This window comes from Pseudomonas sp. PSKL.D1 (assembly GCF_028898945.1).
Lineage (GTDB): Bacteria > Pseudomonadota > Gammaproteobacteria > Pseudomonadales > Pseudomonadaceae > Aquipseudomonas.
The window spans coordinates 1,697,460-1,721,217 of the sequence record NZ_CP118607.1 but is presented as its reverse complement, the minus strand read 5'-3'; the positions used below and the strand labels follow the sequence as shown (position 1 = coordinate 1,721,217).

Sequence of the window (23,758 nt, the reverse complement as noted above, 5' to 3'; positions counted from 1 at the left end):
TTGGAATTGTTGCTGCCTGGTAGATCGAGCGCCGCTCGCGGATGAATCCGCTCCTACAGGGGATCGCATTCCTTTGTAGGAGCGGATTTATCCGCGATGCGCCGCACAGCGGCGCTCAATCCTCGGCCTGATCCTCACCGCCCTGCCGGCTCATGCCGTACTTGCGCATCTTCTCCACCAGCGTGGTACGGCGAATACGCAAACGTTCAGCCGCCCGAGCCACGATACCGTTGGCATCGTCCAGCGCCTGCTGGATCAGGCCCTGCTCCAGGCTGCCGAGGTAATCCTTCAGGTCCAGGCCTTCAGGCGGCAGCATGGCGTGGCTGGAGAAGTTCGGCGCATGGCCGTTGATGGCCACGCGCTCTTCCAGGTCGCTGCGCAGGCTGTCGACCAATTGCTCGTCTTCATCGTCAACGTAGCGGAATTTCTTCGGCAGCTCGGAAACGCCGATCACCCCGTACGGATGCATGATCGCCATGCGCTCCACCAGGTTGGCCAGCTCGCGAACGTTGCCCGGCCAGCCGTGGCGGCACAGCGACATGATCGCGGCGGAGTTGAAGCGGATCGAGCCGCGCTTTTCGTGCTCCATGCGCGAAATCAGCTCGTTCATCAGCAGCGGAATGTCCTCCACCCGCTCACGCAGCGGCGCCATTTCGATGGGGAACACGTTAAGGCGGTAGTACAAGTCTTCGCGGAAGGTGCCGTCCTCGATCATGGTCTCGAGGTTTTTATGGGTCGCGGCAATGATGCGCACATCAATGCTCTGAGTCTTGTTGCTGCCCACACGCTCGAAGGTACGCTCCTGCAGCACGCGCAGCAGCTTGACCTGCATCGGCAACGGCATGTCGCCGATCTCGTCGAGGAACAGCGTACCGCCGTTGGCCAGCTCGAAACGCCCGGCACGGCTGGTGATGGCCCCGGTGAAGGCGCCCTTTTCATGGCCGAACAGTTCGCTTTCCAGCAGCTCGGCCGGGATCGCGCCGCAGTTCACTGGCACGAACGGCGCTTCGCGGCGCTTGGAGTGATAGTGCAGGTTGCGCGCCACCACCTCTTTGCCAGTGCCGGACTCACCCAGAATCAGCACGCTGGCGTCGGTATCGGCCACCTGCTGCATCATCTGCCGCACATGCTGGATGGCACGGCTGGTGCCCACCAGGCTGCGGAACAGGTTGGGCTCGCGCTGGCGGCCGCGCTCGCGGGCCTGGTCGTACATTTCACGGTAGACCTGGGCACGGTGCAGCGAATCGAGCAGCTGGCTGTAGCTCGGCGGCATTTCCAGGCTGGCCAGTACGCGACGGCGAAGCTCTTCCGGGTACTCCACGGAAGAAATTTCACCAATCATCAGCACGGGGAGGAACTCATCCCACCCAGCCACTGTCTTAAGCAGCCCGAGCACTCCGCCTGAGGCATTTACGGTACCGATCAGCACGCAGAGCACTTCGCGACTCGAAGACAGCCCTTCTACCGCTTGCTGCCAGTCCTGGCTGGAGCACGGGAGGTTTTCTTCGCCGAGAAAGTTCAGGACCACCGCCAGATCGCGGCGGCGGGCGCTGTCGTCATCGATCAGGAGAATCTTGGTTTCACGCCACATGCAATAGCAACTTCCCTAGTCATATCGGCGCCATATGGCGAGCTCGACATCATTCCGACTGAATGGTCAGTGTTCGGACGTCTGAATTTCGAAAACAGCCACTAGTAAAGTCAAAAAAATGTGCGCAGTCAAATTAATGGCGCGCATATCTTTACAGATTCGTGGTTCAACTGAACAGATGGTATACCTTGGCGGCGTTTTTCGCCTGACGGATTTGTGTCATCTCGTCGACTATTGTTTGACGCTCGCCACTTGCAGCCTCGATTAACTGGCGGTAAACGTCCAGCAATTGCTCCAGGCTGTCGCGCACCTCAACGACGTTACCCTGGGCATCAGCCAGCAAATCACTGATGCGCAGGCGGCATTCCAGGTCCAGTTCGCCCACTGCATCCCAGTTACGGGTTGCAAGCGCATCCAGCAGTAACTGCCGGGTCTGCTCGATACGGACGAGTACATCGCTCATGTCATGCTCCTTGGCTCAGGAAGCCGACGATGGGTCGCCGATGGCGTCCCAACCTTCCTTGACGGTAATCAGCAGGCGCGCCACTTCATCGATGATGGCCGGGTCGCTTTTGACGTTGGCTTCGACCAGGCGGCGGCTCATGTAGGTGTACAGGCTGTCCAGTTCGGCCAGGCTTTCGGCGTGGTTTTCCAGGTCCAGGCCTTCGCGCAGGCCGCCGATGATGTCGATCGCCTTGCCGATCAGGATGCCCTTCTGGGCGACGTCCTGGCGCGCAATGGCGCCCTTGGCCTGGGCCATGCGATCAAGGCCGCCCTGCATCAGCATCTGCACCAGACGGTGCGGGCTGGCCTCGGACGTCTGGGCCACGCCATTGACTTTCTGGTACTGCCGAAGGGCCAACATCGGGTTCATGAATCTACCTCGTTGCAGCGAAAAAGGTTGCTTGTACCCTGTGTATCGTCGGCACGTCAAAAAACTTTAGCGGCAAAGCAAAAAGCCCGGGGCGTCCAGAGGGCGCCGCCGGGCTTTTGTCGCCGCGTGCGAATCAGGAGTTCTTGGCCTGCGCTTCGAGGGCGTCGAACACCGACTTGATCTGGTCGGCCTGGGCGTTGAGCTTGGCCACCGCCGTGTCCATCGCCACGAATTTCTTGGTCAGCGATTCGGTGAGCGACTCGGTGCGGCGGTCCAGCGCGGTCTGCTGGTCGGCCAGGTTCTTGGCGATCTTGTCCAGGTTGGCCTTGCGGGTGGCCAGGCTGCCATCGGTCGCGTTATACGGGTCGATGGCCTTGTTCATGCGCTCGAAGATGCCGTTGGTACCGGTGAACAGCTCCTGCACCTCGGCACCCAGCTTCTTGTCATTCATCGCCGTCGTGAACTTGGTGGTGTTGAACTCCAGGGTGCCGTCTTTCGTGGTGTTGATACCCAACTGGCTCAAGCTGGTCAGCTGATCACCCGCGCCCACCTCGGACAACACCTTGCGAATATCACCCAGCAGCGAACGCGTGGTGGGGTCGTTGGTCAGCGGGCCAAGCACCAGGTTGTCATCACTGTCGCGCGAGGTCGTGGTCAGCGACGTGATGGTCTTCTGCAGGGTGTTGTAGGCATCGACGAAGGCCTGGATGGAGGTTTGCAGCCCGGTGTTGTCTGCCTCCACTGTAATCTGGGTAGCACTGGTAGCCGAGGCACTGACGCCCGTGAGCTCCAGCTTCATGCCGCTGATGGCGTTGTCGATGGTGTTCTTCGAGCTGGTGACCGTCAGGCCATCAATTGTCAGCTCGGCATCTTTGGCCAGGTCGGTGATGTAACCGGCCCCCGTGCCGGTCATCTTGGTCGTACCATCGATCGCCAATTCGGAGATACCGGAAACCGACAAGTCTGAACCCGCGCCAGTGGTGGTGGAACTGAGCACCAGACGTGCCCCACCCTCACCATTGATAATGTTGGCCGACACCCCTTGAACGCCCAGTTCCTTGTTGATCTGGTCGCGCACGCTTTCGAGGGTGGCGCCGCTGGCGACATTCACCTTCCAGCTGTTTGCCCCCTGGGAAACCGTCAGCTCGCCTGCACTGATTGCGGAGGTAGAGCCCCCCGCAAACGCCTGGCTGGCAACCTTGGAGCCCGTGGCCAACTGGTTGACGACAATGCTGTAGCTACCCGCCACGGCCGTGTTGCCAGAGGTGACTTTGACAACCGCTTCGTTGGCCGACTTTGCCGCATAGGCGTTGAACGACGGCGCGCTGCTGTCATTGAGTTTTTTCATGGCGTCCTGAAACGCCGTGAGGGCACTGCGCAGCGAACCCACGCCCGAAATCATCGCGGTGTTGTTGCTGGTCTGCCGAGTGATCTGCGCTTTTTTGGCCGCAGTGTCAGCAGTGACCAACGCCGACACCATGTCGGTAATATTCAGCCCGGTGCCTTGGCCGATACTGGAAACTAGGGTCGCCATCAGTTAATCCCTCTTTTTGGACCGCCCGCCCCACTCCTGCAGGGCTGGCATGAACCTTTGAATACTTCGCCGCCGGTCAGACCTTGGCGTCGAACAAAAGACTGTTGACATCGCTCAGGCTGTGAGCAATTCGCAACGCCTCTTCCGAGGGCAGTTGCCGGATCAGCTCGCCGGTTTCGCTGGCGATGACCTTGACGACAATCTTGCCGGATTCTTCGTCCGTGGAGAATTCCAGATTGCGTCGGCTTGAACTTAGAAACTTCTCGATATCCGATACGGCCTGCTTGACCTTCTCGGCATCGGTACCTTTTTCGGCAGCGCTGACCGCCTGAGGTTCCAGCGTATCACTGCTACGCACGGAGTCGGCCGAGCGGGAAACCGGCTTGTCGCCAACCGGTTCGGTCGGCCGAGCAGTCGGGTAGGACAAATTCAACTTTACGCTCATGTCCATGGCTTACCACCTCGCAACGAAAAGGCGGGGAAGCGCCTCATGTGCACCCCCCCGCCGGTCACCATCAGCGATTACTGAAGCAGCTTCAGTACAGCGGATGGCAGCTGGTTGGCCTGGGCCAGAACCGAAGTCGAAGCTTGCTGCAGGGTCTGCTGCTTGGTCAGCTGGGCAGTTTCAGCAGCGAAGTCGGTGTCCTGTACACGGCCACGAGCGGCTTCGGCGTTCTCGTTGATGTTCTGCAGGTTGTTGACGGTGCTGGTCAGACGGTTCTGCGAAGCACCCAGGTCGGCACGGGTGGTGTTGATGGTTTGCAGAGCGGCGTCGATGGCGTCCAGAGCAGCGTTCATGCTGGCTTCGGCTTCGTCGGAAGTCGAACCGGTGATGGCGATGGTGGCCGAGTCAACGCTCAGGGTAGCAGCGTCGAAACCGCTGTCCAGGCTGATGCTGATCTGGTTGTCTGCACCGGAGTTCGAACCAACCTGGAAGGTCAGGACACCAGCAGAACCGTCCAGCAGGTTCTTGCCGTTCAGCTGAGTGGAGTTGGCGATACGAGTCAGCTCGTCCGACATTTGCGCGAATTCTTTGTTCAGCGCTTCGCGGTCTTCGGTGCTGTTGGAGTCGTTTCGAGCCTGAACTGCCAGTTCACGCATACGCTGCAGGATGTTGGTCTGCTCTTGCATCGCGCCTTCAGCGGTCTGGGCGATGGAGATACCGTCGTTGGCGTTCTTGATAGCCATGGTCTGGCCACGGATCTGCGAGGTCATGCGGGTAGCGATCTGCAGGCCGGCGGCGTCGTCTTTGGCGCTGTTGATTTTCAGGCCGGAGGACAGACGGGTCATCGAAGTGCTGAGTGCGTCGGAAGCACGGTTCAGGTTTTTCTGAACGCCCAGAGAGGTGGTGTTGGTGTTAACGGTCAAAGCCATGACGAATTCCTCGTAAGTTGGGTACTACGGCTTCCGGCCTTGGCAATTCGCCGGGTGTGGCACAGAGAACCTTCGTAATAGTTATCTTCGTCAGGGCGGGTTTCTTTAGCGGTTTTTCGAAAAATTTTGCTGGCATCCTGCCAGCCCAATGAAATCAAGGAGTTGACGCCAGATTACAGGCGCCAGCTCTGTGCAGAATAGAAAAGAAAACGCCGCCCGGAGGCGGCGCTATCCAGCAGGGCGATGAACGGTCAGTCACGGCGCTCGATGATTGCCGAGCCCCAGGACAGGCCCACACCAAAACCACTGAGGGCAACACGCTTGTGCTGCGAACCGAGCACGTGCTTTTCCAGCAGCAGCGGAATGCTCGACGACACGGTATTGCCGGTCTCGACCATGTCCTTGACGAACTTCTGCTTGTGCTCGCCTTCAATGAAGCGCTGCGAAACGGCTTCGACAATCGCCGCGCTGCCTTGATGCAGGCAGTACAGGTCGATGTCATCCGCCTGCAACTCACTGGTCTCAAGCAGCTGCTGCAGGTGCGCCGGCACCTTCACCAGGGCAAAGTTGTAGACCTGGCGGCCATTCATGAAGAACTTGCCGTCGGTGGTGCGCAAATGCTCCGCCCCCGCCCCGTCACTGCCGAACAGCGATTTGCCCAGCTGCCAGGTGGCGCCCTCGCCCATCCAGGTGGCGGTAGCGGCGTCGCCGAACAGCATGGTGGTGTTGCGGTCTTCGGGGTCGACGATCTTCGAATACGGGTCGGCAGTGATCAGCAGGCCGTTTTTCAGGCCGGCGGCTTCCATGAAGCCCTTCATGGCGTAAAGCCCGTACACATAGCCCGAGCAGCCCAGCGAAATATCGAAGGCGGCAATGGCGGTCGACAGGCCCAGCTTGTGCTGCACGATGGCCGCGGTGTGTGGCAAGCCTTCGGCGTCACCGTTCTGGGTGACCACGATCACGGCATCGATGGATGCCGGGTCCAGCGATGGATTGGCAGCGAACAGGTTCCTGGCAGCCTCGACGCACAGGTCGGAGGTTTCCTGGGCAGCTTCCTTGCGCGGCAAGAAGGTGGAGCCGATCTTGCCGAAGATGAAATCCTGATCCTTGCCGAATTTCGCGCCCTGGGCGTAGTTGTCCACGCCTTCAGTCGGCACGTAACTGGCGATGCTTTTAATGCCAATCATATGGCTTCCCAATTCAGTAACAGCGAAATACCCACCACGGTCGGAACGGCAAAACGCCAGGCGATACGGTAAGTCCGATCCCTGACGGCTTGCCCGGGGCGACGTGGCGGTTCCCGGTTTCGACAATATACAGTGAAGATGCGCGTTCTGACTCTCAAGTCACGCTCTTTTTGTCGAATCGACAAACGCCACCGAACGCACCTGCAAAAAAGCCATGACCGCCGAGAGGCGGTCATGGCTTTGAACGCAACTGACAGCGATGTCAGGCGATAAGTGCCTGCCACTCGACACGGCCAGCCAGGTCAAGGCTGAACAGCTTGCCGTCGCTGCGATGGTTGGCGTTGTAGCAAGCATCTTGCGCCAAAGCCTGCGCCCAGCGCTCGCGCATCTGCGCGCACGCCATCGCGTCATCGCTGACACTGCCGTGGCGCACCACCTGCGCCTGCGGCGTCCAGACCACCAGCAGGCCAGCGGCGGCCGCCTGCAGGCACAGGTCGACCTGCGCCGCACGCACGCTCGGCGCCTGCTCGTCGAGCCCACCGGCACTGCGCAACAGCTCAGCGCGCAGCATGATGCAGCCCGACACGGCCGAAACGCCGTGCTCCACCTGCAACCGCTGCAGGTAGCCAGGCGCATCCTTGGCCTCACCGGCAAACGCTGCGCGCACGCCGGCTCGCCCGGCCAGCACCAGCCCGGCTTCGACGACCTTGCCATCGGCCCCGAGCAGCTTGCCCCCCACCACGCCCACTTCCGGGCGCTGGGCCTGGTTTAGCAAGCCCTCGATCCAGTTGGCATTGAGCACTTCGGCGGCGCTGTCGAGCATAACCAGATACTCGCCACGGGCCTGCCCAAAGGCCAGGTTGAGCATGGCCGCTGGCGCCAGCGGCTGCTCGCTGCGGATCACCCGCACCCGGTCGCCTGCTGCCTGCAGGCTGCCCAGCCAGTCGCGCAGCTCGGGCGAGCGGCTGGCGTTGTCTGCAACCAGAATTTCGTGGTTCTGATAACGGGTGCGCTGGATCACGCTGACCATGCACGCCTGCAACGCTTCGAAGTTGTCCTGGCAATGCAGCACGATCGACACGGCCGGCCGCTCCTGGTGCCGGTAATCGATCTGCAGTGTACCCGGGTGAGCCGAACCCACCGATGCGTTGTAGCCACGCTGGGCAACATGGTGGGCCAGCACCGTACGCTCCTGGTCATGCCGATCGTTACCCGGGGCTTTGCTGATCAACAGCGGTTCGGCCAAGTGGGCCAGGCCGGCCATACCAGCCTCGCCGATAAGGCGCAGCAACAGGTCGAACTCCAGGGCCTGCGGGTAACGCGAGTCAAAACCGCCGACCTCAAGCCACAGATCGCGACGCACCAGCCAATGGCGCGCCATCCAGCCCGGCACGCTCTGCAGCAGGTCCAGGTTCACGCCCGGGCGCAGCACTTCACGCAGCGAGCCATCGGCCTGGACGTGCAGTTCGTCCATGGCCACCGCACGCACGCCATCCACGCCCAGCAACTCCAGGCCCGCGCGCAGCAAACCGGTGGCCGTGAAGCGATCGCCGCTTTCGGCCAGCATCACCCAGTCGGTTTCCATCTGACGGGCCGCTTCGTTCATGCGCTGAACGTAATCCTGCTGGGTCACCTTCACAAAATGCACGGTCTGCTGAGGCCGGGTCACCGCTGGCAGCTCGCCAGTGGTGAGCACAACAACCTTGAAGGCGCGCGCGTAACCGCTCATCAAACTGTCGAAGGTATCCTGCAGCTTGGCCATGTCGGCCTCAAGGTCGAGCAGCAGGATGCCGAAGCTTGGGCCACCCTGATGCTGCGCCAGTCGCTGGGCGGCTTGACGGGCCTGGCCGGCATCCGGCTCCCGGGCCTTCAGCCATTTGAGCAGTTGCCCTGACGGCAGGCTGTCGAGCAGTGCCTGGCTGTCGTAGCACGGTACCGACTCGAGCTGTTGCAACCAACCGCGCAACGGCGCCGCTTCGGCTTCGTCACCGGCTTCTTCCAGGGAGGCCAGCAGGCGCTGCACCACGGTGCGGTTGAACGGGCTGAGGGTCAAGGCTTCCCACAAGCGGCTACGCAGGGTACGGGCATCGTCGTTGGCGTTGACCTGCATCAGCTGCCATTGGCGCAACAGGATCGGCTCCAGCTCGATCAGTTGCTGACGGCCCGCCGGCATGGTGTGAATCAGGAATTCGAATTCGGCCAGCAAGTCGAACATCGGCTTGTTGTAGAACGGCAACTCGACGAACTGGTGTTCGCCAAAAATACGCCGCGGCTTGGCTTCTGGCAGCTTCCAGTGGGAACGCACGATCACGCAGCCCTGCAATGCCCGGCCGGTCAGCAGGCCTTCCGCCATTGCCTTGAAGCTCTCCAGGGCAATGCGCTTGACCTCATCTGCGCCCCGCACGCTCAGCGCGGTGGGGATGGACGCCAGAAACTCAGCAAACGCCTCGCGCCCCTGGCGCGACTTCTCGTCCTGCAGGGCCAGCACCGTCAGCACGTTGGTATTGTGCTCGGAGCCGCCGTAGTTGGCCTCGCGCACAGCGTACGGGATCGGCAGGATCCGCGCCTTGGCATTGGCCAGCAGGTAGAAGGTATGGCCGATTTCCTGCCATTCGAAGTTGGTGCCTGGCGGCAGCAGGCCATACCACTGCTGCAACAGGTCGGTGCGGGTCACCGCGTAAAACGGCGGCAGGAACTGCCCCATGAATTCGATCAGGCGCTGCTCGGGCTGCTCGGCGCAGTAGTCTTCCTGGACGATGTTGTCACGCTTGTAGAAGTCCACCTGGGTACCGCGCCCCAGGTACATCATGCCGTAACCATGGCACACGCCGTAGTCGGGGTTCTGTTCGAGGAACTCCACCGAACGGGTCATGCCGTCGTGCAGCAGGAAGTCATCCACCGCCGCAAAGGTCATGAACGGGGTGCGCACTTCGTTCACGCCATAGGTCAGCTTGTCTTGCAGCCCCGCATAGGAAAACTGCGGCAGGTGGCGGTAATCGACCTGCGGGAATTCGCGTGCGACTGCGTCATCCGCCTCGACCGACGAGTCCAGCACCAGGATAGTCGCCGGGTAATTGCGGTAAAAATACAAGGCGCGGCGCAAGAAGGCCGGGCGATTGTGGGTAATCACCACCAGGGTGAGACGATCCTTGAGCGAGGTATCGCTCGGGTGCTGCGCATGAGCCTGCATAGTTATTCCTGCCCGTTGTCCGGCTGTTTCGGTGGTTCAGCGCACGCGGCGCAGGTAGCCATCACGCGCGACGGTGATCAGCAGTTTGTCGTGGATTTCGGCATCAATGACAAAATCCTCGGTTTCCTTCAGGTAAGCCCACACGGCGGTACGCGGGTTGTCGCCCACACCCCACGGGCGGTCCGGGAAGGCATCCGCAGGCATGTCTTCGACCACGGTGTCCATCACCACGCAATAGCAGTCCTTCGACACCAGTGGCGCGTATGCGCGCAGCTCAGCCAGCACATGCTCGTGGGTGTGGTTGGAATCAAGCACGACCATGACTTTTTTACCTTCAGCCAGGCCACGCACCTGCTCGACGACGGCAGGGTCAATGCTGGAGCCTTCGATCATGCTGATGCGCTTGAACATCGGGTGGCTCTCGATGGCCTCGCGGTTGTGCGCGCGGATATCCCGATCGATGCCGAGCACTTCACCGTGCCCTACCAGCTCCATCATCGACGCGTAGTAGATGATCGAGCCGCCGTGGGCGATGCCGCATTCGATGATCAGGTCAGGCTTGAGCTTCCAGATGAGCTCCTGCATGGCGACCATGTCCTGAGGCAACTGGATGATCGGGCGGCCCATCCAGCTGAAGTGGTAGGTGTACTTGTGCCTGGCCGATTCGTTGTAAAAGGTCTGGGCCAGCTCGCACAGTGCGGCGTCGTTGCCCTGGGCCAGGATCTCGGCCTGGCATTCTTCGGCGAATGCGTGTTGTGGCGTTTTGTCGCTCATGTGCAGCCTCTTGAAAAGTGTTGGCCCACAGCGCTACTGGCGCGAGGGCTCGGCAGTGGATTGCAGCAGGTGTTGCAAACGGTCGGTCACCGCCCAGAACGCCATGGGTTCGTGGGCCGGGTAGCCGTAATGGCCAAGGTTCAGGTGCAGCTCGGCGCCGCGCTCGCGCAGCCGTTGCTCGACAAGGCTGCGCACGGCGGTTGGCCGCCCGCTGGCACAGTTCACCACCCCGGAGAAGCCCCGGCAGTGCAGCAGGCCGGCCAATTGGCTGGCGGCTTCGGTAATTGGCTGGAAGTCGCGCAGCTGTTCGCCGGCAGACATGTCGAACGCCGCGGCACCGCTGTCAATCGCCCGGTCGAGTGCTGCCAGCAGGCTGTTGGGGTTCTGCCCCTCGCCATGCAGGTAGAACAGCCGCGCCCATTGCAGGGTGAAGGGGTGATGAAGCTGCAGCGCCTGAAGAAACTGATGCAGGCTGTGCTTGGCCAGGCCGTATGGGTTGGCCGGGTGCGCCGGGCAGTGTTCGTCCAGCGGCCCGCTCTGCATGCCATATTCGAAGCAGGTGCCGGTCACCAGCACCTGCGGCACACCCGCCTGCACGGCATGCTTGATGAAGTGGTAATCGGCCATCAGGTTCTGCTCCAGATGAAACAGCGCCTGATAGTTGGGCAAGCCGGGCCAGGCCAGGTGTGCCAGCGCGTCGATGCCGTCGGCCCAGCTGGCAACCTGCCCGGCATCCGCCTGCTGGATGTCGCCGGCTACCCACTGCACCTGGTCGAACCATGGCAGGTTGCGCGCACGCGCCATGTCACGCGCCAAGGCGCGCACGCGGCAACCACGGGCCAGTAACTCGGCCACCAGGTGGCGGCCGACGAAACCGCTGGCACCGGTCACCAGCACATGCAAAGCGGTCATAGCACGGTCAACTCGGGTACCGCGATCACGAACTGCCCGCCCCATTCACGAATGGCACCCTGCTGTTCGCTGACTTCGCGCAGCAGGTTCCAGGGCAGCACCAGCACGTAGTCCGGCTTTTCGTGCTGCAATTGCTCGGGCGCCACGATCGGGATGCGGCTACCCGGCAAGTACTTGCCTTGTTTGTGCGGGTTGGCGTCGGCCACCCAGGCCAGCAGGTCGGCCTTCACCCCCGCGTAGTTGAGCAAGGTGTTGCCTTTGGCGGCGGCACCATAACCGACTACCCGCTTGCCGGCAGCCTTGGCATCGAGCAGGAACCGCAGCAACTGCAGCTTGATGCGCTCGGCGGCGGGAGCAAGGGTTGCGTAGAAATCAGCGGTGCGCACACCCACTGATTCCTCCAGCGCCAACAGGTCGGCGACAGCAGGTTGCACTGCACGCCGCTCGCCGTCGGCACGCTGCACGAACACGCGCAGCGAACCGCCATGGGTGGTCAGTTCCTCGACATCGAAGACTTCCAGGCCATTGCGCTGGCAAAGCGTCTGCACTGCAGTCAGCGACAGGTACGAATAGTGCTCGTGGTAAAGCGTGTCGAACTGGTGGTCTGCCATCAGTGAGAGCAGGTGCGGAAATTCGAATGTCGCCACGCCCTCAGGCTTGAGCAGCGTGGCAAAACCGCCAAGGAAATCGTTGATGTCCGGCACGTGGGCGAGGACATTGTTGGCCGCCATCAGGTCGGCACTCCAGCCCTCTGCCACCAGCCCTTGCGCCACCTCTCGGCCAAAGAACACTTCGCGGATCTGCAGGCCTTTGGCGCGCGCGGCCTCGGCGGTGCTGCGGGTCGGCTCCACGCCCAGGCACGGGATACCGCGCGCGGCCACGTACTGCAGCAAGTAGCCATCGTTTGCCGCGATCTCCACCACGCGGCTGTCCGCGGTCAGGCCAAAGCGCGCGACCATGCGCGCAACATACGCCTCGGCGTGGGCAAGCCAGGTGCTGGAGTAAGAACTGAAGTACGCGTAGTCGGCATCGAACAACTGCTCGGCGCGGGTGTAGTCTTCGGTCTGCACCAGCCAGCACTGCTCGCACACCGCCACTTTCAGCGGCACCCACTGCTCGGCCTCGGCCAGTTGCTCGGGGCGCAGATAGGCATTGGAAGGTGGCGATGTACCCAGATCGATCAATGGCAGGTGCAAGGCACTGCCGCAACCTCGGCAATTCATACGGTCACTCCGGTAAAGCGTTCGTCCAGCCCGGGGTGCATCTGGTCCCGGGCCGAGAGGTTGATGACAGGCAACGGCCATTCGATGGCCAGGCGCGGGTCGAGCACCGACAGGCCTCCTTCGTATTCCGGTGCGTAGTCGGCGCTGTGCAGGTAAAGCAACTCGGCATCGTCGCTCAATGCCTGAAAGCCATGGGCGAAACCGGCCGGCACCAGCAAGCTGCTGCCCTCCCCGGCTTTCAGGTGTTCGGCGTGCCAGTGCAGGAACGTGGGCGAACCGGCGCGCAAGTCGACCACCACGTCCCACACCTCGCCTTGCAGGCAGGTGATGTACTTGCTTTCCGGCTGCGGCCCGGCCTGGTAGTGCAGGCCGCGCACGCTACCGCGCTCACGGGTCAGCGAACGGTTGATCTGGCGGATATGGAACGGCGCGCCAAAGCGCTCCAGGCTGTCTTCGCAATACAGCCTCGAGAAGGCGCCACGGGCATCCGCCTGGCGGCGATGCTCGACCCGCGCCAGGCCTTGCAGCGGCAAAGGGTGCAAGGTGTACTGGCTCACAAAGACTCCTGATACAGGCTCAACTGGGTCAGACTGACGGCGCGCATGTCCATGCCCTTGCGCCAGGCCAGGTGCCAGCCGAGGGTGCGTTCCAGGCATTCGTGCAGCGTCCAGCGCGGGCGCCAGCCCAACAAGTGGCGGGCCCGCGAGCTGTCCAGGCGCAGCAGCCCGGCTTCGTGCATGTCGCTTTTCTGGAAGTTGACACCCGGCGCCTGCGGCCATTGGCTGGCCAGCAACTGCACCACTTCACCCACGCTGCACATGTCGTCTTCACCGGGGCCGAAGTTCCACGCGCCGGCAAAGCGCTGCCCCTGCTCGTACAACCCGGCAGCCAGCAGCAGGTAACCTGCCAGTGGCTCCAGCGCATGCTGCCAGGGCCGTACGGCCTGCGGGAAGCGCAATGTCACCGGCTCTTCGCCGGACCAGGCCTTGAGCACGTCCGGGATCAGCCGCTCAGGCGAAAAGTCGCCACCGCCAAGCACGTTGCCAGCGCGCGCCGTGGCCAGGCTCAGCCCATGCTCGGCGAAGCGCTCCGGCGGGAAAAACGAGGCTGCGTAGGATTGCGCCAGTATTTCGCAGCACGCCTTGCTGCTGCTGTACGGGTCGTGCCCGCCCAGCGCTTCATTTTCACGGTACGGCCAGTCCCATTCCTGGTTGGCATACACCTTGTCGGTGGTGACCACCACGCAGGCGCGCACACCACCTACCTGGCGGATGGCTTCGAGCAGGTTGAGCGTGCCCATGACATTGGTCGAGTAGGTGCCCAGTGGGTCGCGGTAGCCTTCACGCACCAAGGGCTGCGCCGCCAGGTGCAGGACGATTTCCGGCTGCGTCTCGGCGACCAGTTCCAGCAGCACGCCCAGGTCACGCACGTCACCGCGCCGGTCATCAATGCCTTCGCCCACCCGCGCCAGTTCGAACAGGCTCGGCTCGGTCGAAGGATTCAGGGCAAAGCCTGTGACCTGCGCGCCAAGGCTCTGCAACCACAGCGTCAGCCAACTGCCTTTGAAGCCGGTGTGGCCGGTGACCAGAACGCGCTTGCCAGCCCAGAAGGCGGGGCTCAGGCCCACTGCTTCCATGGGGCCTCCCCGGTGCTCCACAGCTGTTCCAGGTGGTTCTTGTCACGCAGGGTATCCATCGGGTGCCAGAAGCCGTCGTGCTCGAACGACATCAAGTGCCCTTGTTCGGCGAGGGTCATCAACGGCTCGGCCTCCCATGGCGTGGCGTCGGCGGCGATGTAGGGGATAACCTTGGGTGACAGCACAAAGAAGCCACCGTTGATCCAGCCGCCATCGCCCCGTGGTTTTTCGCTGAAGCCACGCACCAGGTTACCTTCGCGCTGCAAGGCACCGTAACGCCCCGGCGGTTGCACGGCGGTGACCGTGGCCAGCTTGCCGTGGCCGAGGTGGAAGTCGACCAGCGCGCCGATGTTGATGTCGGACACACCGTCGCCGTAGGTGAAGCAGAACGCCTCGTCGTCCTCGACGTAGCGTGCCACACGGCGCAGGCGGCCACCGGTCATGGTGTCCTCGCCGGTGTCGACCAGCGTCACGCGCCATGGCTCGCTGTAGTTCTGGTGCACGTCCATGCGGTTGGCGCGCATGTCGAAGGTGACGTCCGAGGTGTGCAGGAAGTAGTTGGCGAAGAAGTCCTTGATCGCGTAGCCCTTGTACCCCAGGCAGATCACGAAGTCATGGATACCATGCGCCGAGTACTGCTTCATGATGTGCCAAAGAATTGGCTTGCCACCGATCTCGATCATCGGTTTGGGCTTGAGGTGCGACTCTTCGCTGATCCGCGTGCCGAGCCCACCCGCCAGAATGACTGCCTTCATCGATTTCCTCATGTACTTCGCGCCCCCGGAGCCGCCAGGGTGAAGGATTTATGGCGATATCGATGGGTATTGCAGGAAGTGCGCCAATGTTTGTGTTTTCCGACGCAGCTGCCGCAATTCCTGTAGGAGCGGATTTATCCGCGATGGGGTGCGAAGCGCCCCCCCCGCTGTCGACTGCAGTTATGTGATTTAGCGGAGATCGCGCACGGCGCATCGCGGATGAATCCGCTCCTACAGGTTTTGCACCAGCATCGGGGTTTTGGCTCAATCCGCCAACCAGCCCCACTCCCAGTGCCGCAGGTTGTCGTCACGCAGCACGTAATCACGCATCACCGCTTCGCGCAACTCGTCGCCCATGCGGTAGCTGGCAGCCGGGTCGGACAGGTGCGAGCGAATGGCCTGCAACCATTCTTCGGTGCTGTTGCTGTATACCCGCGTGCAAGGCAAGTAGCCACGGTAGGCCTCGGTGTCGGTGCAGATGGTCGGGTAACCACAGGCACCGTATTCCAGCAAGCGCAGGTTGCTCTTGCAGTCGTTGAAGATGTGGAACTCCAGCGGCGCCAGCGCCAGGTCAAGGTTCAGGCTGGCCAGCTTGGCCGGGTAGCGCGCCAGCGGTACGCCCGGATGGAACTCATGGATGTAGGGCTTGAGCGCTTCCGGGCACATGCCGAAGAACACCCACTCCACGTCGTTGGCCAGTTCACGCACCACCTCGGCAATGATCTCCAGGTCACCGCTGTGGCTGGTACCGCCCCCCCAACCCACACGCGGCTTGCCGGAGGCCCCGCGCCTGCTGGCAGGCAGGTTGGCCCACAGGTGCGGCGCCAGCATGTTCGGCACCACGCGTATGTCGCGGTGCATGTCTGACAGGGCGTTGGCCAGTGCCTGAGTGGTCACCACCAATCGATCGCACAGGCCGATACCACGGCGCAGGTGCTGCTCGATGTCGGCGGGCTTGTTACGCGCATGGGTGTTTTTCTGCGGCGCGCTAAGTACGTAATCATCGATTTCAAAGATGCGCCGGGCGTTGGAAAAGCGCTTGATGCGCTCGATATCACGCACCGAGTCATCGGCATGGCGCAACTGCAGGATGATCACATCCGGGTCCATGCGCGCCAGTTGCATCACTGTCGGCGATTCGTAGACCACCCGGCCGACCACTCGCCCAGCCGCCTCCAGCTGCTTGAACGGTTGATCGACCCGGTAATGCCCTACCGCGCTGTCGTTGATCGGCAAACCCAGCACAGCTGGCAGGGCGCGCGCGCACAGCGGGCTCCAGCTGCCACGCAGGCTGGGCTCAAGGCTGAAGTCTGCAGCCGCCAGGCCAAGGTTCGGGTTGTAAGCGGGGTCGCGCACCACCTTGCTCAGCCAGCGCTCGCAGAACACCTGCTGCTGTTCCAGCAACTGCTCCTGGCTCAGCCCGCCGCACAGTGCCGGCGCTTCTTGCCTGACCAGCACGGCATACGGTGTACTGACGACGAGGTAACCCTGTGCACCGGCGCGCAGGCACAGGTCCAGCGCGGCCATGCCTTGGCTCAGGGGTTGCGCGCCCAAGCCGCCCAACTCGTCGAACACGGCCTTGCGCACCATCAGGCAATCACCACCCACGACGCTCCAGTTCTGCACGACCTGAAGACGCTGCAAGTAGCCGCGCGAATGAGCGTCTTCCCCGGCAAACGCAGGCCCGGAAACGCTGGCTACCCCCAGCACCCTGCCGGCCTCGATCACACGCCCCTGGGCATCTATCAAGCGGCCACCCACTACCGCCACTTCGGGGCGACGGGCATGCTGGAGCATCTCGTCCAGCCATTGGCCCTCAAGCACCTGCAACGCGGGGGCGAGCAGCAGCAGGTATTCCCCGCGCGCCACGGCGGCAGCTGCATCCACCAGCTCGTCGCGGTGTCGGCCCTGCGGCACGCGCACCACACGCAACATGCCGGCACCCAATTCTGCCATCGCCTCCAGCCAGGCGTCAGTGGCAGGCGCCACGTCAGCCCCCGCCACCAGCAGCAGTTCGTAATGGTTGCAGGCCGTGCGCTCGATCAACCCCATCACACAGGCCTGCAACTGCATCAGGTCATCACCCGTCGGCAGGATGATCGAAACCTGCGCCGCACCTGTATGCAGGTAGTCAACGCGATTAATCACCGCCAGGTCATCGTGACGAACGCGGTAGCCCACCCCCAGGCGCTGCAAGTGCGCAGCCAGCACCGGTTCGCTCTGGGCAATGACCTGCGGCAGTGACAACCACTGGGCAAAACTGAAAGGCGATTGCACCTGGATCTCGGCAATGTGCTCGACCACCTGCGGGCCGCGGGTTTCCACCAGGCGCCAGAGCAAGTCATGGGGCGCAAGCTCATCAAAACCGCCATCCAGCCCACCCAGCTCAAGCATGGCCTCGCGAGAAAAGGCCAGCGTACGCCCCACGTAAGGGAAGCTGCGCAACAAGTCGAGGTTGAACGCCGGCTTGAACACAGGCTCACTCGCCTTGCCATCACGCCAGGCGCCTTCATCGCTGTAGGCACACGCCAGGCTTGGGAACACCGCTGCCCGTTCGGCCAGCAGCAGGATGGCCGACTCGCTCAAGCGGTCTCCGGCACGCAGCAGGTAGACCCAGTCTGCATCGTGCAGCGAGGCCAGCAACTGGTTCAACTGCTGCGGCCAGTTGGCCTGCAGGGGCTGGTGCACCAGCGAAATGTCACTGACGGGCACCGCATCGGCCAGCACCACGCAGGCGTGCACGGGGTACAGTTGCGTGGCCAGGCTGTCCAGGGTGTGCTGCAGCGCCTGCCCGTCACCTTCCACATCCAGCACCACCGGCACGATGCGCGGTTGTCGCGGCCAGGCGGCCACGGCTTGTGGCAGCAGGCCACGCTGCACTTCACTGAAACAGCGCGCGGCCAGCCACTGTTCGTACAGTTCGGCATAGCTTTCGCAATCACTGCCCACCCGCCCGTTCAAGCGGGTTTGCCAGTTGCTGATGATGCGGGCCACGCACAACTCCTGCCATTGCCGTGGTTGCAGGGCCTGCGCCAGCGGCACATAACGCACCCAGCCGCTGGCCGGCGCCGCCTCACCGCTGCGCGCGGCCAACATCTGCAACAGCCAGCGCCACTCCTGAGGGGCGCCATGGGCAACCTGTTCCTGCTTGCTCATCCGCTGCGGGTGCAGGCGCTCGACCAGCCCGGGCTCGCTGAGCATCACCATGTTGGCGCGGCGCATCAGGCAGGCGAACAACGCCAGGTCGAGCAAGGCCACAAACGTCTGCCCCTCGGCGGTCAGCGCCTGCAACCACTGCAATGCCTGGTCGCGACGCATCAAGGCGGCAGACAGGTTACCCAGGAAGTTGACCGGTCGGCCGTCCAGCAAGGCCAGCATGTCCTCACCCTTGAACAGGCTGTCGACATTGGCGAAGCGAGCGTTGACCAGGCGCATCGGCAACATGAAGTTGTTCTCGTCGCACAGCACGCGCTGCGACAGCACCAGCCCAACCTCGTCATGCGCCAGCAGGGCCTGGGCCTGATGCTCGACGCACTTGGGGAACAGGCGGTCATCGTCACACAGCACCTTTACCAAGGCACCGTTGGCCAGCTCGACAGCACGCACGACGTTGGCCACAAAACCCAGGCGCTGCACGTTACGCACATAGCGCACCCGTGCCCGCAACCTGCCGTCGAGCCCGTCGACGATCGCGGCCACTTCTTCGCCTTCGCTGTCATCGCACACCACGACTTCCAGCGCCTCGTACGTCTGCCCCAAGGCACTTTGCAAGGCCATTGCAAAGAACCGTGGGTTATAGGCGGGTATGACGATACTGACGAGGGGCTTTTCGTTCACGATGACAACCTTGGAAAAAAAAGTGCGCCGCACCTGACGGTGGCGGCGCACGAGTGACTACGCACGCAGCGTATTCAGATGTAGTTGACCAGCGACAGGCCAGCGACCTTGGCGTAGGCCTGCAGCGAGGCCTGCAGCATGTTGGTTTGCATCTGCAGCCGCACCATGACTTCCGCCGGGTCGCTTTCACGAATGGCGCTCTGGGTCTTGGTGTTTTCGGCGCTCAGGGCCGAGTTGGTTTCTGCCTGCACATCCAGCGCCTGGCCACGGCCACCGATCGAGGCAATCGACGAGGTCACCTGGTTGGTCGCACTGCCGACGTTGCCGATGGCCGAATCCAGTTGCGCCTTGAAGTTCTGCATCGCCGCCGCGTCGCCGTCGACTGGCGTGCTGAGCGCGGCGCGCAACTGGCTGATGGTGTCGAGCACGTTCTGGGTCTGGTGAGTGTCGACCTTGATGGCGAACGAGTCGCCTGCACTCGGCGCGCCGGACAACTCAAACTGCACGCCCATTGCCGTGGCGGTGGTGCCGCTGAGGGTGCCGGAAGCAATCGGGCTGCTGTTGGCGCTCAACGGCGCAGTGTAGAGCTCGAAGTCGGTGGCGCTGGTGAACTTCAGCACGGCGCCTTCCGGGAAGGCCGCCTTGTAGGCCGCCTGGTCGGTGATGGTTGCGCCAGTGACCTGGGTCGACGAAGCATTGCCCGGGCTGCGGGTGCCGGAAATCTCGTCAGGCTTGGAGGTAAGGCTGAAGGTGTGCCCGGCAATGGCAGCGTCCGGGTCAGCCTCGTCACCTGCCTTGAAGCTGATTTCCAGGCGCAGGTCCACACCGCGGAAGCTGATTGCGGTGTTCTCGCCGTTCGGGTCGAACTTGCCGCCCTGAGTGGCTTCCAGGGTCACGTCGTTGCCGCTGGCATCGGTGATCTTGAACTCGGTGCTGCTGGTGAATTCGATGCTGTAAGGCTCGCCGCTGCGGAAGCGGTCGTTGTAAGTGGTGCTGCCCGACACCTGGCCATTCGACAAGCTGACACGGCCATCGTCAACGGCTGGCGACGTCAGTTGGGTCTGGCTACGGCTGGTGTTCAACGCCTGCTCGAAGGCATCGTAGCCGGTCTCGTTGGAGGCCAGGCTGATCATGTCACCAACCTGCAGCTTCAGCTGGCTCTGGTCACCCTGGTAGGTGTAAGTACCATCAGCGTTGCGCACGTAAGGCTGGGTGTCGCCCTTGGAGCCGGAGAACAGGTACTTGCCGTTCTCATCCTTGCTGTTCATCAAGGTGAACAGCTGCTGCTCCAGCGACTCCAGTTCCGCAGCATTGGCCTTGCGGTCGGCGTCGGTGAAGCTGGCGTTACCGGAGCTGACGGCCAGCTCGTTGACACGCTGCAGGATGGTACCGATCGAATTCAGCGTGCTTTCGGCAGTGCCCAAGGCGTTGCGCACGTTGGTGACGTTGGTGTTGTACTGGTCCAGCATGTTCTGCTGCTGCTCAAGCTGCAGCAGGCGCGCCGCGCCAACCGGGTCGTCCTTGGCCGAACGCACGCGGATGCCATCGCTGGCCTCCTGCTGGGTCTTCACCGTCTTGGCGAAGTTGCTGGCGTAGTTGGCCTGGTTGGTGTTGTAGAACTGCGAAGTGGAGATGCGTACGCTCACGATCTACGGCTCCTTAAAGACTGTTGATCAGGGTGGCGAAGGTTTCCTGGGCCGCCTTGATGATCTGCGACGACGCGGTGTAGTACTGCTGGAACTTGATCAGGTTGCCGGTTTCTTCGTCGATCGACACACCCGACAGGCCATTACGGCTGTCCAGCGCAGAGGTGTGCAGCGCCGTGGTGGCGTCACTGTCCATCTGCGCCTGGCCGGCCTTGCCGCCCACACTGGACACCAGCTTGGCGTAGGCATCGGTGAAGCTGATGCCCTTGCCGTCGGCACCGACTTCGACGGTGGACTTGGTCTGCAGGTCGATCACCGACTGGGCGTTGCGGTTGTCGGCCGAGCCGGACGCGGTCATTGCCACGGTGAAGCTGTCACCGCTCTTCGGCGAGCCGGCAACGGTCATCTCGAAGGTGAAGGTCTTCTGGGTGGCACCGTCCATGATCGGGTTGCCACTGGCATCGACCATCGGCACCGACAGCTGCAACTTGTTGTCCTGGCCCGGCACGATGGTGCCGCTGCCGATGTTGTTGCCCTGCGAGTCGTACATCGTGTACGCCTGCGGCGAAGCGGTGTCGTCGCCGAACACCAGCTTGACCGGCGTGGAGTACTTGATACCGGTTTGCAGGTCGGCGCGCTGGGTGGCGTCGTAGATGTCCAGCTCGGTGGTCAGGGTCGGCTGGGTAATGGTGCCGGTGCCCTTGTTGCCCGAGGCGCTGGTGCCGGTCAGCGGCGAGGCCATGGCCAGGCGCTTGGGGTCGGTCAGGGTCGCTTCGATACTGGCCGCGGCGTTGCGCGTGGGGGTGATCTTGAAGCTGTCACCGGCGCTCAGGGCGCCGCCGTTGAGCGACAGGCTGAAGCCGTCGATCACCGGCGCCGGGTCATCGTCCAGGCTGTAGCTGCCCATCTCGGTGCCTTCAGGCAGCTTGCGAACGCTGTACTGCCTGTCGCTGGTGAAGGTCACCTGGTAGTCGCTGGTGGTCAGCTTGCCGGTGTCCTTGATGGTGACATCAAGGTTACCCGAGCCTGCGCTGTTCCCAGATTTGGCGATGCTACGCCCGGCTACCGCAGCCGCGCTGTTGATGTCGCCAAACAGGGCGGCGCCAAACTCGCCGTTCTTGTCGATACCCTGGGCCAACTGACTGTTGATCGCATCCGCCACCACCAGCGCCACGCGGCCCAGCTCGTTCAACGCCGGGTCGAGGGTTTCGGTACGGTAGCGGATCAGGCCGCCCAGCTCGCCACCGGTGGTGCTGCTGGTGATGTCCATCTTGGTCGAGCCGCGGTTGAGGATCAGGCTCATGCGGGTCGGGTCGGTGGCGCTGGCCTGCACGCCCAGGGTCTGGGTGGTCTTGCCGAGCACCAGGGCCTGGCCGTTCTTCAGGTAGACGTCGTAGTTGCCGTCACGCTCGACCACGTCGGTGCCCACCAGCGCGTTCAGCTCGCGCACCGCGCCGTCGCGCTGGTCGAGCAGGTCGTTGGGCTGGCCGGAAACGGCGCTCACGCGGGAAATCTGGTCGTTCAGGTCGGCGATGGTCTTGGTCAGGTTGTTCACCTGGTCAGCCAGCGACGCCATGTTGCTGTTGATGTTGCTGTTCTGCTGGTTCAGCTGCGCCGACAGGGTGTTGAAGCGCTTGGCCAGGGACTGGGCGCTGGTCAGCAGCAGCTGGCGCGAGGCGTCTTCAGTCGGTTTGGCGGCGGCGTCCTGCATGGCGCTGAAGAAACTTTGCAGTGCGGCGGTGATGCCGGTGTCGCTGCTCGACAGGGCGGTGTCCAGCGGGGTGATCTGGTCCAGGTACGACGAAGCTTCGCTGCTCAGCGAGGTGGTGGTGCGTAGCTGGTTCTCAAGGAACGCGTTGTACACCCGGCGCACGTCGGCCAGGGTGGTACCGCTGCCGATGAAGACCTGGCCGACCTGCTGGCCGCCCTTGGTCTTCTGCACGTTCTGCTGGCGCGAGTAGCTTTCGACGTCGGCGTTGGCGATGTTGTTACCGAGGGTGTACATCCCCGATTGCGCGGCGCCAAGCCCCGACATGCCAATATTGATCAGACTCGCCATGGTTCCATGCCCTTATAGTTGCGAAGTGGTACCGAGCATTGCGTAGCTCTGGTCCGGCTTCATCTGTCTTGCGATCTGCGAGATCTTGCTGGCGTAGTTCGGGTCGGTGGCGTACCCGGCCTTTTGCAGTTCTCGCACAAACTGTTCTGGGTTATCGGCGGACTTCACCGCATCTTGATAGCGGGAATTGTTCTGCAGCAGGCTTACCAGGTCATGGAAGCTGTCCTGGTACGAATCGTAGGAACGGAACGCCGCCGTTTCCTTGACGAACTGGCCATCGCGGAACTCGCTGGTGATGGCCCGCGCCGAATCGCCTTCCCAGTTACCCGTGGCCTTGATGCCGAACAGGTTGTGGCTGCTGCTGCCGTCGCTGTTGCGCATGACCGACTTGCCCCAACCGGTTTCCAGGGCGGCCTGGGCCACCAGGTAGCGCGGGTCGACGCCGATACGCTTGGCGGCCTGTTCGGCCATCGGCAGCATGGTGGCGACAAACGTGTCGCTGTCGCTGAAGGCCTTGTTCGGCGCCAGCGGCGGCTGGGCCACGGCACGGCCGGTGATGCGCAGGCCGTTCTCGGGCACGGCAAAGGTCTGAGCGGTTTGCTGCCCTTCGCGGGCAGGCACGGCAGCGCTGTTGGTGGTTGCCGCCGATGGCACGATACCGGCCAACAGGCGGTCGGTAAGCTTGCCCGGCAACGCCAGGCGCCGCGAATTGAGCGCGGCCACGTCGTTGCGCGTGGTGCTCTGCGCGGCGTGCACCGGCTCGGCAACCTTGTTGCCCCACAGCGTCGGCGCGCTGCCATCGGTGCGCGGGAACGGGCTGGTATTGGCCGGTGCGCTCTTGTTTTTCGACAACTGGCGCACCAGCACGTCCTGCAGGCCAATGCCGCCGCCTTCGCGGGACATGCTCACGGCCAGCTGCTGGTCGTACATGTCGCGGTACTGTTTGACCGTCTCGGTGTTCATCGGGTTGTCGTCGGCCAGCACGTCGCTGGCCTTGCGCGACGCCTTGAGCATTTCGCTGATGAACAGCGACTCGAACTCCTGGGCCACCTTGCGCACGTTGGCGTCGCTGTCGCGGTCGCCGTGCTTGAGCGAGCTCAGGCGGTTGAGGTCGGTGTAGGCGCCGCTGTCGGCGGTGCTGGAAACCAGGCTTTTCGAATTCATCC

Annotated in this window: 18 protein-coding genes; all 18 read right to left on the bottom strand. The window is 62.8% G+C overall.

All coding sequences use genetic code 11. The annotated features are described in order from the left end of the window. Positions 1-115 precede the first annotated feature (115 nt). The gene (gene fleQ, locus PVV54_RS07590; RefSeq protein WP_274909335.1) at positions 116-1,591 is read right to left on the bottom strand and encodes a transcriptional regulator FleQ; all 1,476 of its coding nucleotides are present in this window, start codon (positions 1,589-1,591) and stop codon (positions 116-118) included. A 166-nt stretch (positions 1,592-1,757) separates the two neighbouring features. After that, positions 1,758-2,054: a flagellar protein FliT gene (locus PVV54_RS07585; RefSeq protein WP_274909334.1), complete on the bottom strand. Its 297-nt coding sequence runs from the start codon at positions 2,052-2,054 to the stop codon at positions 1,758-1,760. A 15-nt stretch (positions 2,055-2,069) separates the two neighbouring features. Beyond that, a complete protein-coding gene (gene fliS, locus PVV54_RS07580) occupies positions 2,070-2,465 on the bottom strand; it encodes a flagellar export chaperone FliS (protein WP_274909333.1) in 396 nt (131 codons plus the stop codon). 133 nt (positions 2,466-2,598) lie between these two features. Beyond that, complete coding sequence (fliD, locus tag PVV54_RS07575) at positions 2,599-4,002, bottom strand: flagellar filament capping protein FliD (protein WP_274910403.1); 1,404 nt, start codon at positions 4,000-4,002, stop codon at positions 2,599-2,601. Positions 4,003-4,075: 73 nt separating this feature from the next. Next, a complete protein-coding gene (locus PVV54_RS07570; protein WP_274909332.1) occupies positions 4,076-4,450 on the bottom strand; it encodes a flagellar protein FlaG in 375 nt (124 codons plus the stop codon). A 71-nt stretch (positions 4,451-4,521) separates the two neighbouring features. Beyond that, positions 4,522-5,373, bottom strand: a complete 852-nt coding sequence (locus PVV54_RS07565; RefSeq protein ID WP_274909331.1) for a flagellin domain-containing protein — start codon at positions 5,371-5,373, stop codon at positions 4,522-4,524. 251 nt (positions 5,374-5,624) lie between these two features. Next, entirely contained in the window at positions 5,625-6,560 is a 936-nt protein-coding gene (locus tag PVV54_RS07560; RefSeq protein WP_274909330.1) for a ketoacyl-ACP synthase III, read from the bottom strand. Positions 6,561-6,822: 262 nt separating this feature from the next. Continuing rightward, positions 6,823-9,750 carry a TIGR00180 family glycosyltransferase gene (locus tag PVV54_RS07555; RefSeq protein WP_274909329.1) on the bottom strand — a complete coding sequence of 976 codons (2,928 nt, stop codon included), beginning with the start codon at positions 9,748-9,750 and terminating at the stop codon, positions 6,823-6,825. A 36-nt stretch (positions 9,751-9,786) separates the two neighbouring features. Beyond that, on the bottom strand, positions 9,787-10,524 hold the full coding sequence (locus tag PVV54_RS07550) for a cephalosporin hydroxylase family protein (protein WP_274909328.1): 738 nt from the start codon (positions 10,522-10,524) through the stop codon (positions 9,787-9,789). 33 nt (positions 10,525-10,557) lie between these two features. Next, a complete protein-coding gene (locus PVV54_RS07545) occupies positions 10,558-11,436 on the bottom strand; it encodes an NAD-dependent epimerase/dehydratase family protein (RefSeq protein ID WP_274909327.1) in 879 nt (292 codons plus the stop codon). Next, positions 11,433-12,659 carry a class I SAM-dependent methyltransferase gene (locus PVV54_RS07540; RefSeq protein ID WP_274909326.1) on the bottom strand — a complete coding sequence of 409 codons (1,227 nt, stop codon included), beginning with the start codon at positions 12,657-12,659 and terminating at the stop codon, positions 11,433-11,435. Before PVV54_RS07540 ends, PVV54_RS07545 begins: the two co-directional genes overlap by 4 nt. Then, positions 12,656-13,216, bottom strand: coding sequence for a dTDP-4-dehydrorhamnose 3,5-epimerase family protein (locus PVV54_RS07535; RefSeq protein ID WP_274909325.1), 561 nt, complete (start codon positions 13,214-13,216; stop codon positions 12,656-12,658). The genes PVV54_RS07540 and PVV54_RS07535 overlap by 4 nt, the downstream gene beginning before the upstream one ends. After that, positions 13,213-14,295 carry a CDP-glucose 4,6-dehydratase gene (gene rfbG / locus PVV54_RS07530; RefSeq protein WP_274909324.1) on the bottom strand — a complete coding sequence of 361 codons (1,083 nt, stop codon included), beginning with the start codon at positions 14,293-14,295 and terminating at the stop codon, positions 13,213-13,215. Before rfbG ends, PVV54_RS07535 begins: the two co-directional genes overlap by 4 nt. Then, entirely contained in the window at positions 14,277-15,050 is a 774-nt protein-coding gene (rfbF, locus tag PVV54_RS07525) for a glucose-1-phosphate cytidylyltransferase (RefSeq protein WP_274909323.1), read from the bottom strand. The genes rfbG and rfbF overlap by 19 nt, the downstream gene beginning before the upstream one ends. A gap of 264 nt (positions 15,051-15,314) precedes the next feature. Then, entirely contained in the window at positions 15,315-18,887 is a 3,573-nt protein-coding gene (locus tag PVV54_RS07520) for a glycosyltransferase (RefSeq protein WP_274909322.1), read from the bottom strand. 74 nt (positions 18,888-18,961) lie between these two features. Beyond that, positions 18,962-20,533, bottom strand: a complete 1,572-nt coding sequence (locus PVV54_RS07515; RefSeq protein WP_274909321.1) for a flagellar hook-associated protein 3 — start codon at positions 20,531-20,533, stop codon at positions 18,962-18,964. A 13-nt stretch (positions 20,534-20,546) separates the two neighbouring features. Further along, the gene (flgK, locus tag PVV54_RS07510) at positions 20,547-22,592 is read right to left on the bottom strand and encodes a flagellar hook-associated protein FlgK (RefSeq protein ID WP_274909320.1); all 2,046 of its coding nucleotides are present in this window, start codon (positions 22,590-22,592) and stop codon (positions 20,547-20,549) included. 12 nt (positions 22,593-22,604) lie between these two features. After that, positions 22,605-23,756 (bottom strand): flagellar assembly peptidoglycan hydrolase FlgJ, encoded by a 1,152-nt coding sequence (flgJ, locus tag PVV54_RS07505; protein ID WP_274909319.1) that lies wholly within the window; start codon positions 23,754-23,756, stop codon positions 22,605-22,607. Positions 23,757-23,758 lie beyond the last annotated feature (2 nt).

Bases quoted from the DNA above. Each gene is read 5' to 3' on its own strand.
- rfbG (WP_274909324.1), bottom strand. From the start codon at position 14,295: ATGGAAGCAGTGGGCCTGAGCCCCGCCTTCTGGGCTGGCAAGCGCGTT.
- PVV54_RS07585 (WP_274909334.1), bottom strand. From the start codon at position 2,054: ATGAGCGATGTACTCGTCCGTATCGAGCAGACCCGGCAGTTACTGCTG.
- fleQ (WP_274909335.1), bottom strand. From the start codon at position 1,591: ATGTGGCGTGAAACCAAGATTCTCCTGATCGATGACGACAGCGCCCGC.
- PVV54_RS07565 (WP_274909331.1), bottom strand. From the start codon at position 5,373: ATGGCTTTGACCGTTAACACCAACACCACCTCTCTGGGCGTTCAGAAA.
- PVV54_RS07545 (WP_274909327.1), bottom strand. From the start codon at position 11,436: ATGACCGCTTTGCATGTGCTGGTGACCGGTGCCAGCGGTTTCGTCGGC.
- flgJ (WP_274909319.1), bottom strand. From the start codon at position 23,756: ATGAATTCGAAAAGCCTGGTTTCCAGCACCGCCGACAGCGGCGCCTAC.
- fliS (WP_274909333.1), bottom strand. From the start codon at position 2,465: ATGAACCCGATGTTGGCCCTTCGGCAGTACCAGAAAGTCAATGGCGTG.
- PVV54_RS07540 (WP_274909326.1), bottom strand. From the start codon at position 12,659: ATGAATTGCCGAGGTTGCGGCAGTGCCTTGCACCTGCCATTGATCGAT.
- PVV54_RS07555 (WP_274909329.1), bottom strand. From the start codon at position 9,750: ATGCAGGCTCATGCGCAGCACCCGAGCGATACCTCGCTCAAGGATCGT.
- PVV54_RS07560 (WP_274909330.1), bottom strand. From the start codon at position 6,560: ATGATTGGCATTAAAAGCATCGCCAGTTACGTGCCGACTGAAGGCGTG.
- flgK (WP_274909320.1), bottom strand. From the start codon at position 22,592: ATGGCGAGTCTGATCAATATTGGCATGTCGGGGCTTGGCGCCGCGCAA.
- PVV54_RS07550 (WP_274909328.1), bottom strand. From the start codon at position 10,524: ATGAGCGACAAAACGCCACAACACGCATTCGCCGAAGAATGCCAGGCC.
- PVV54_RS07570 (WP_274909332.1), bottom strand. From the start codon at position 4,450: ATGGACATGAGCGTAAAGTTGAATTTGTCCTACCCGACTGCTCGGCCG.
- rfbF (WP_274909323.1), bottom strand. From the start codon at position 15,050: ATGAAGGCAGTCATTCTGGCGGGTGGGCTCGGCACGCGGATCAGCGAA.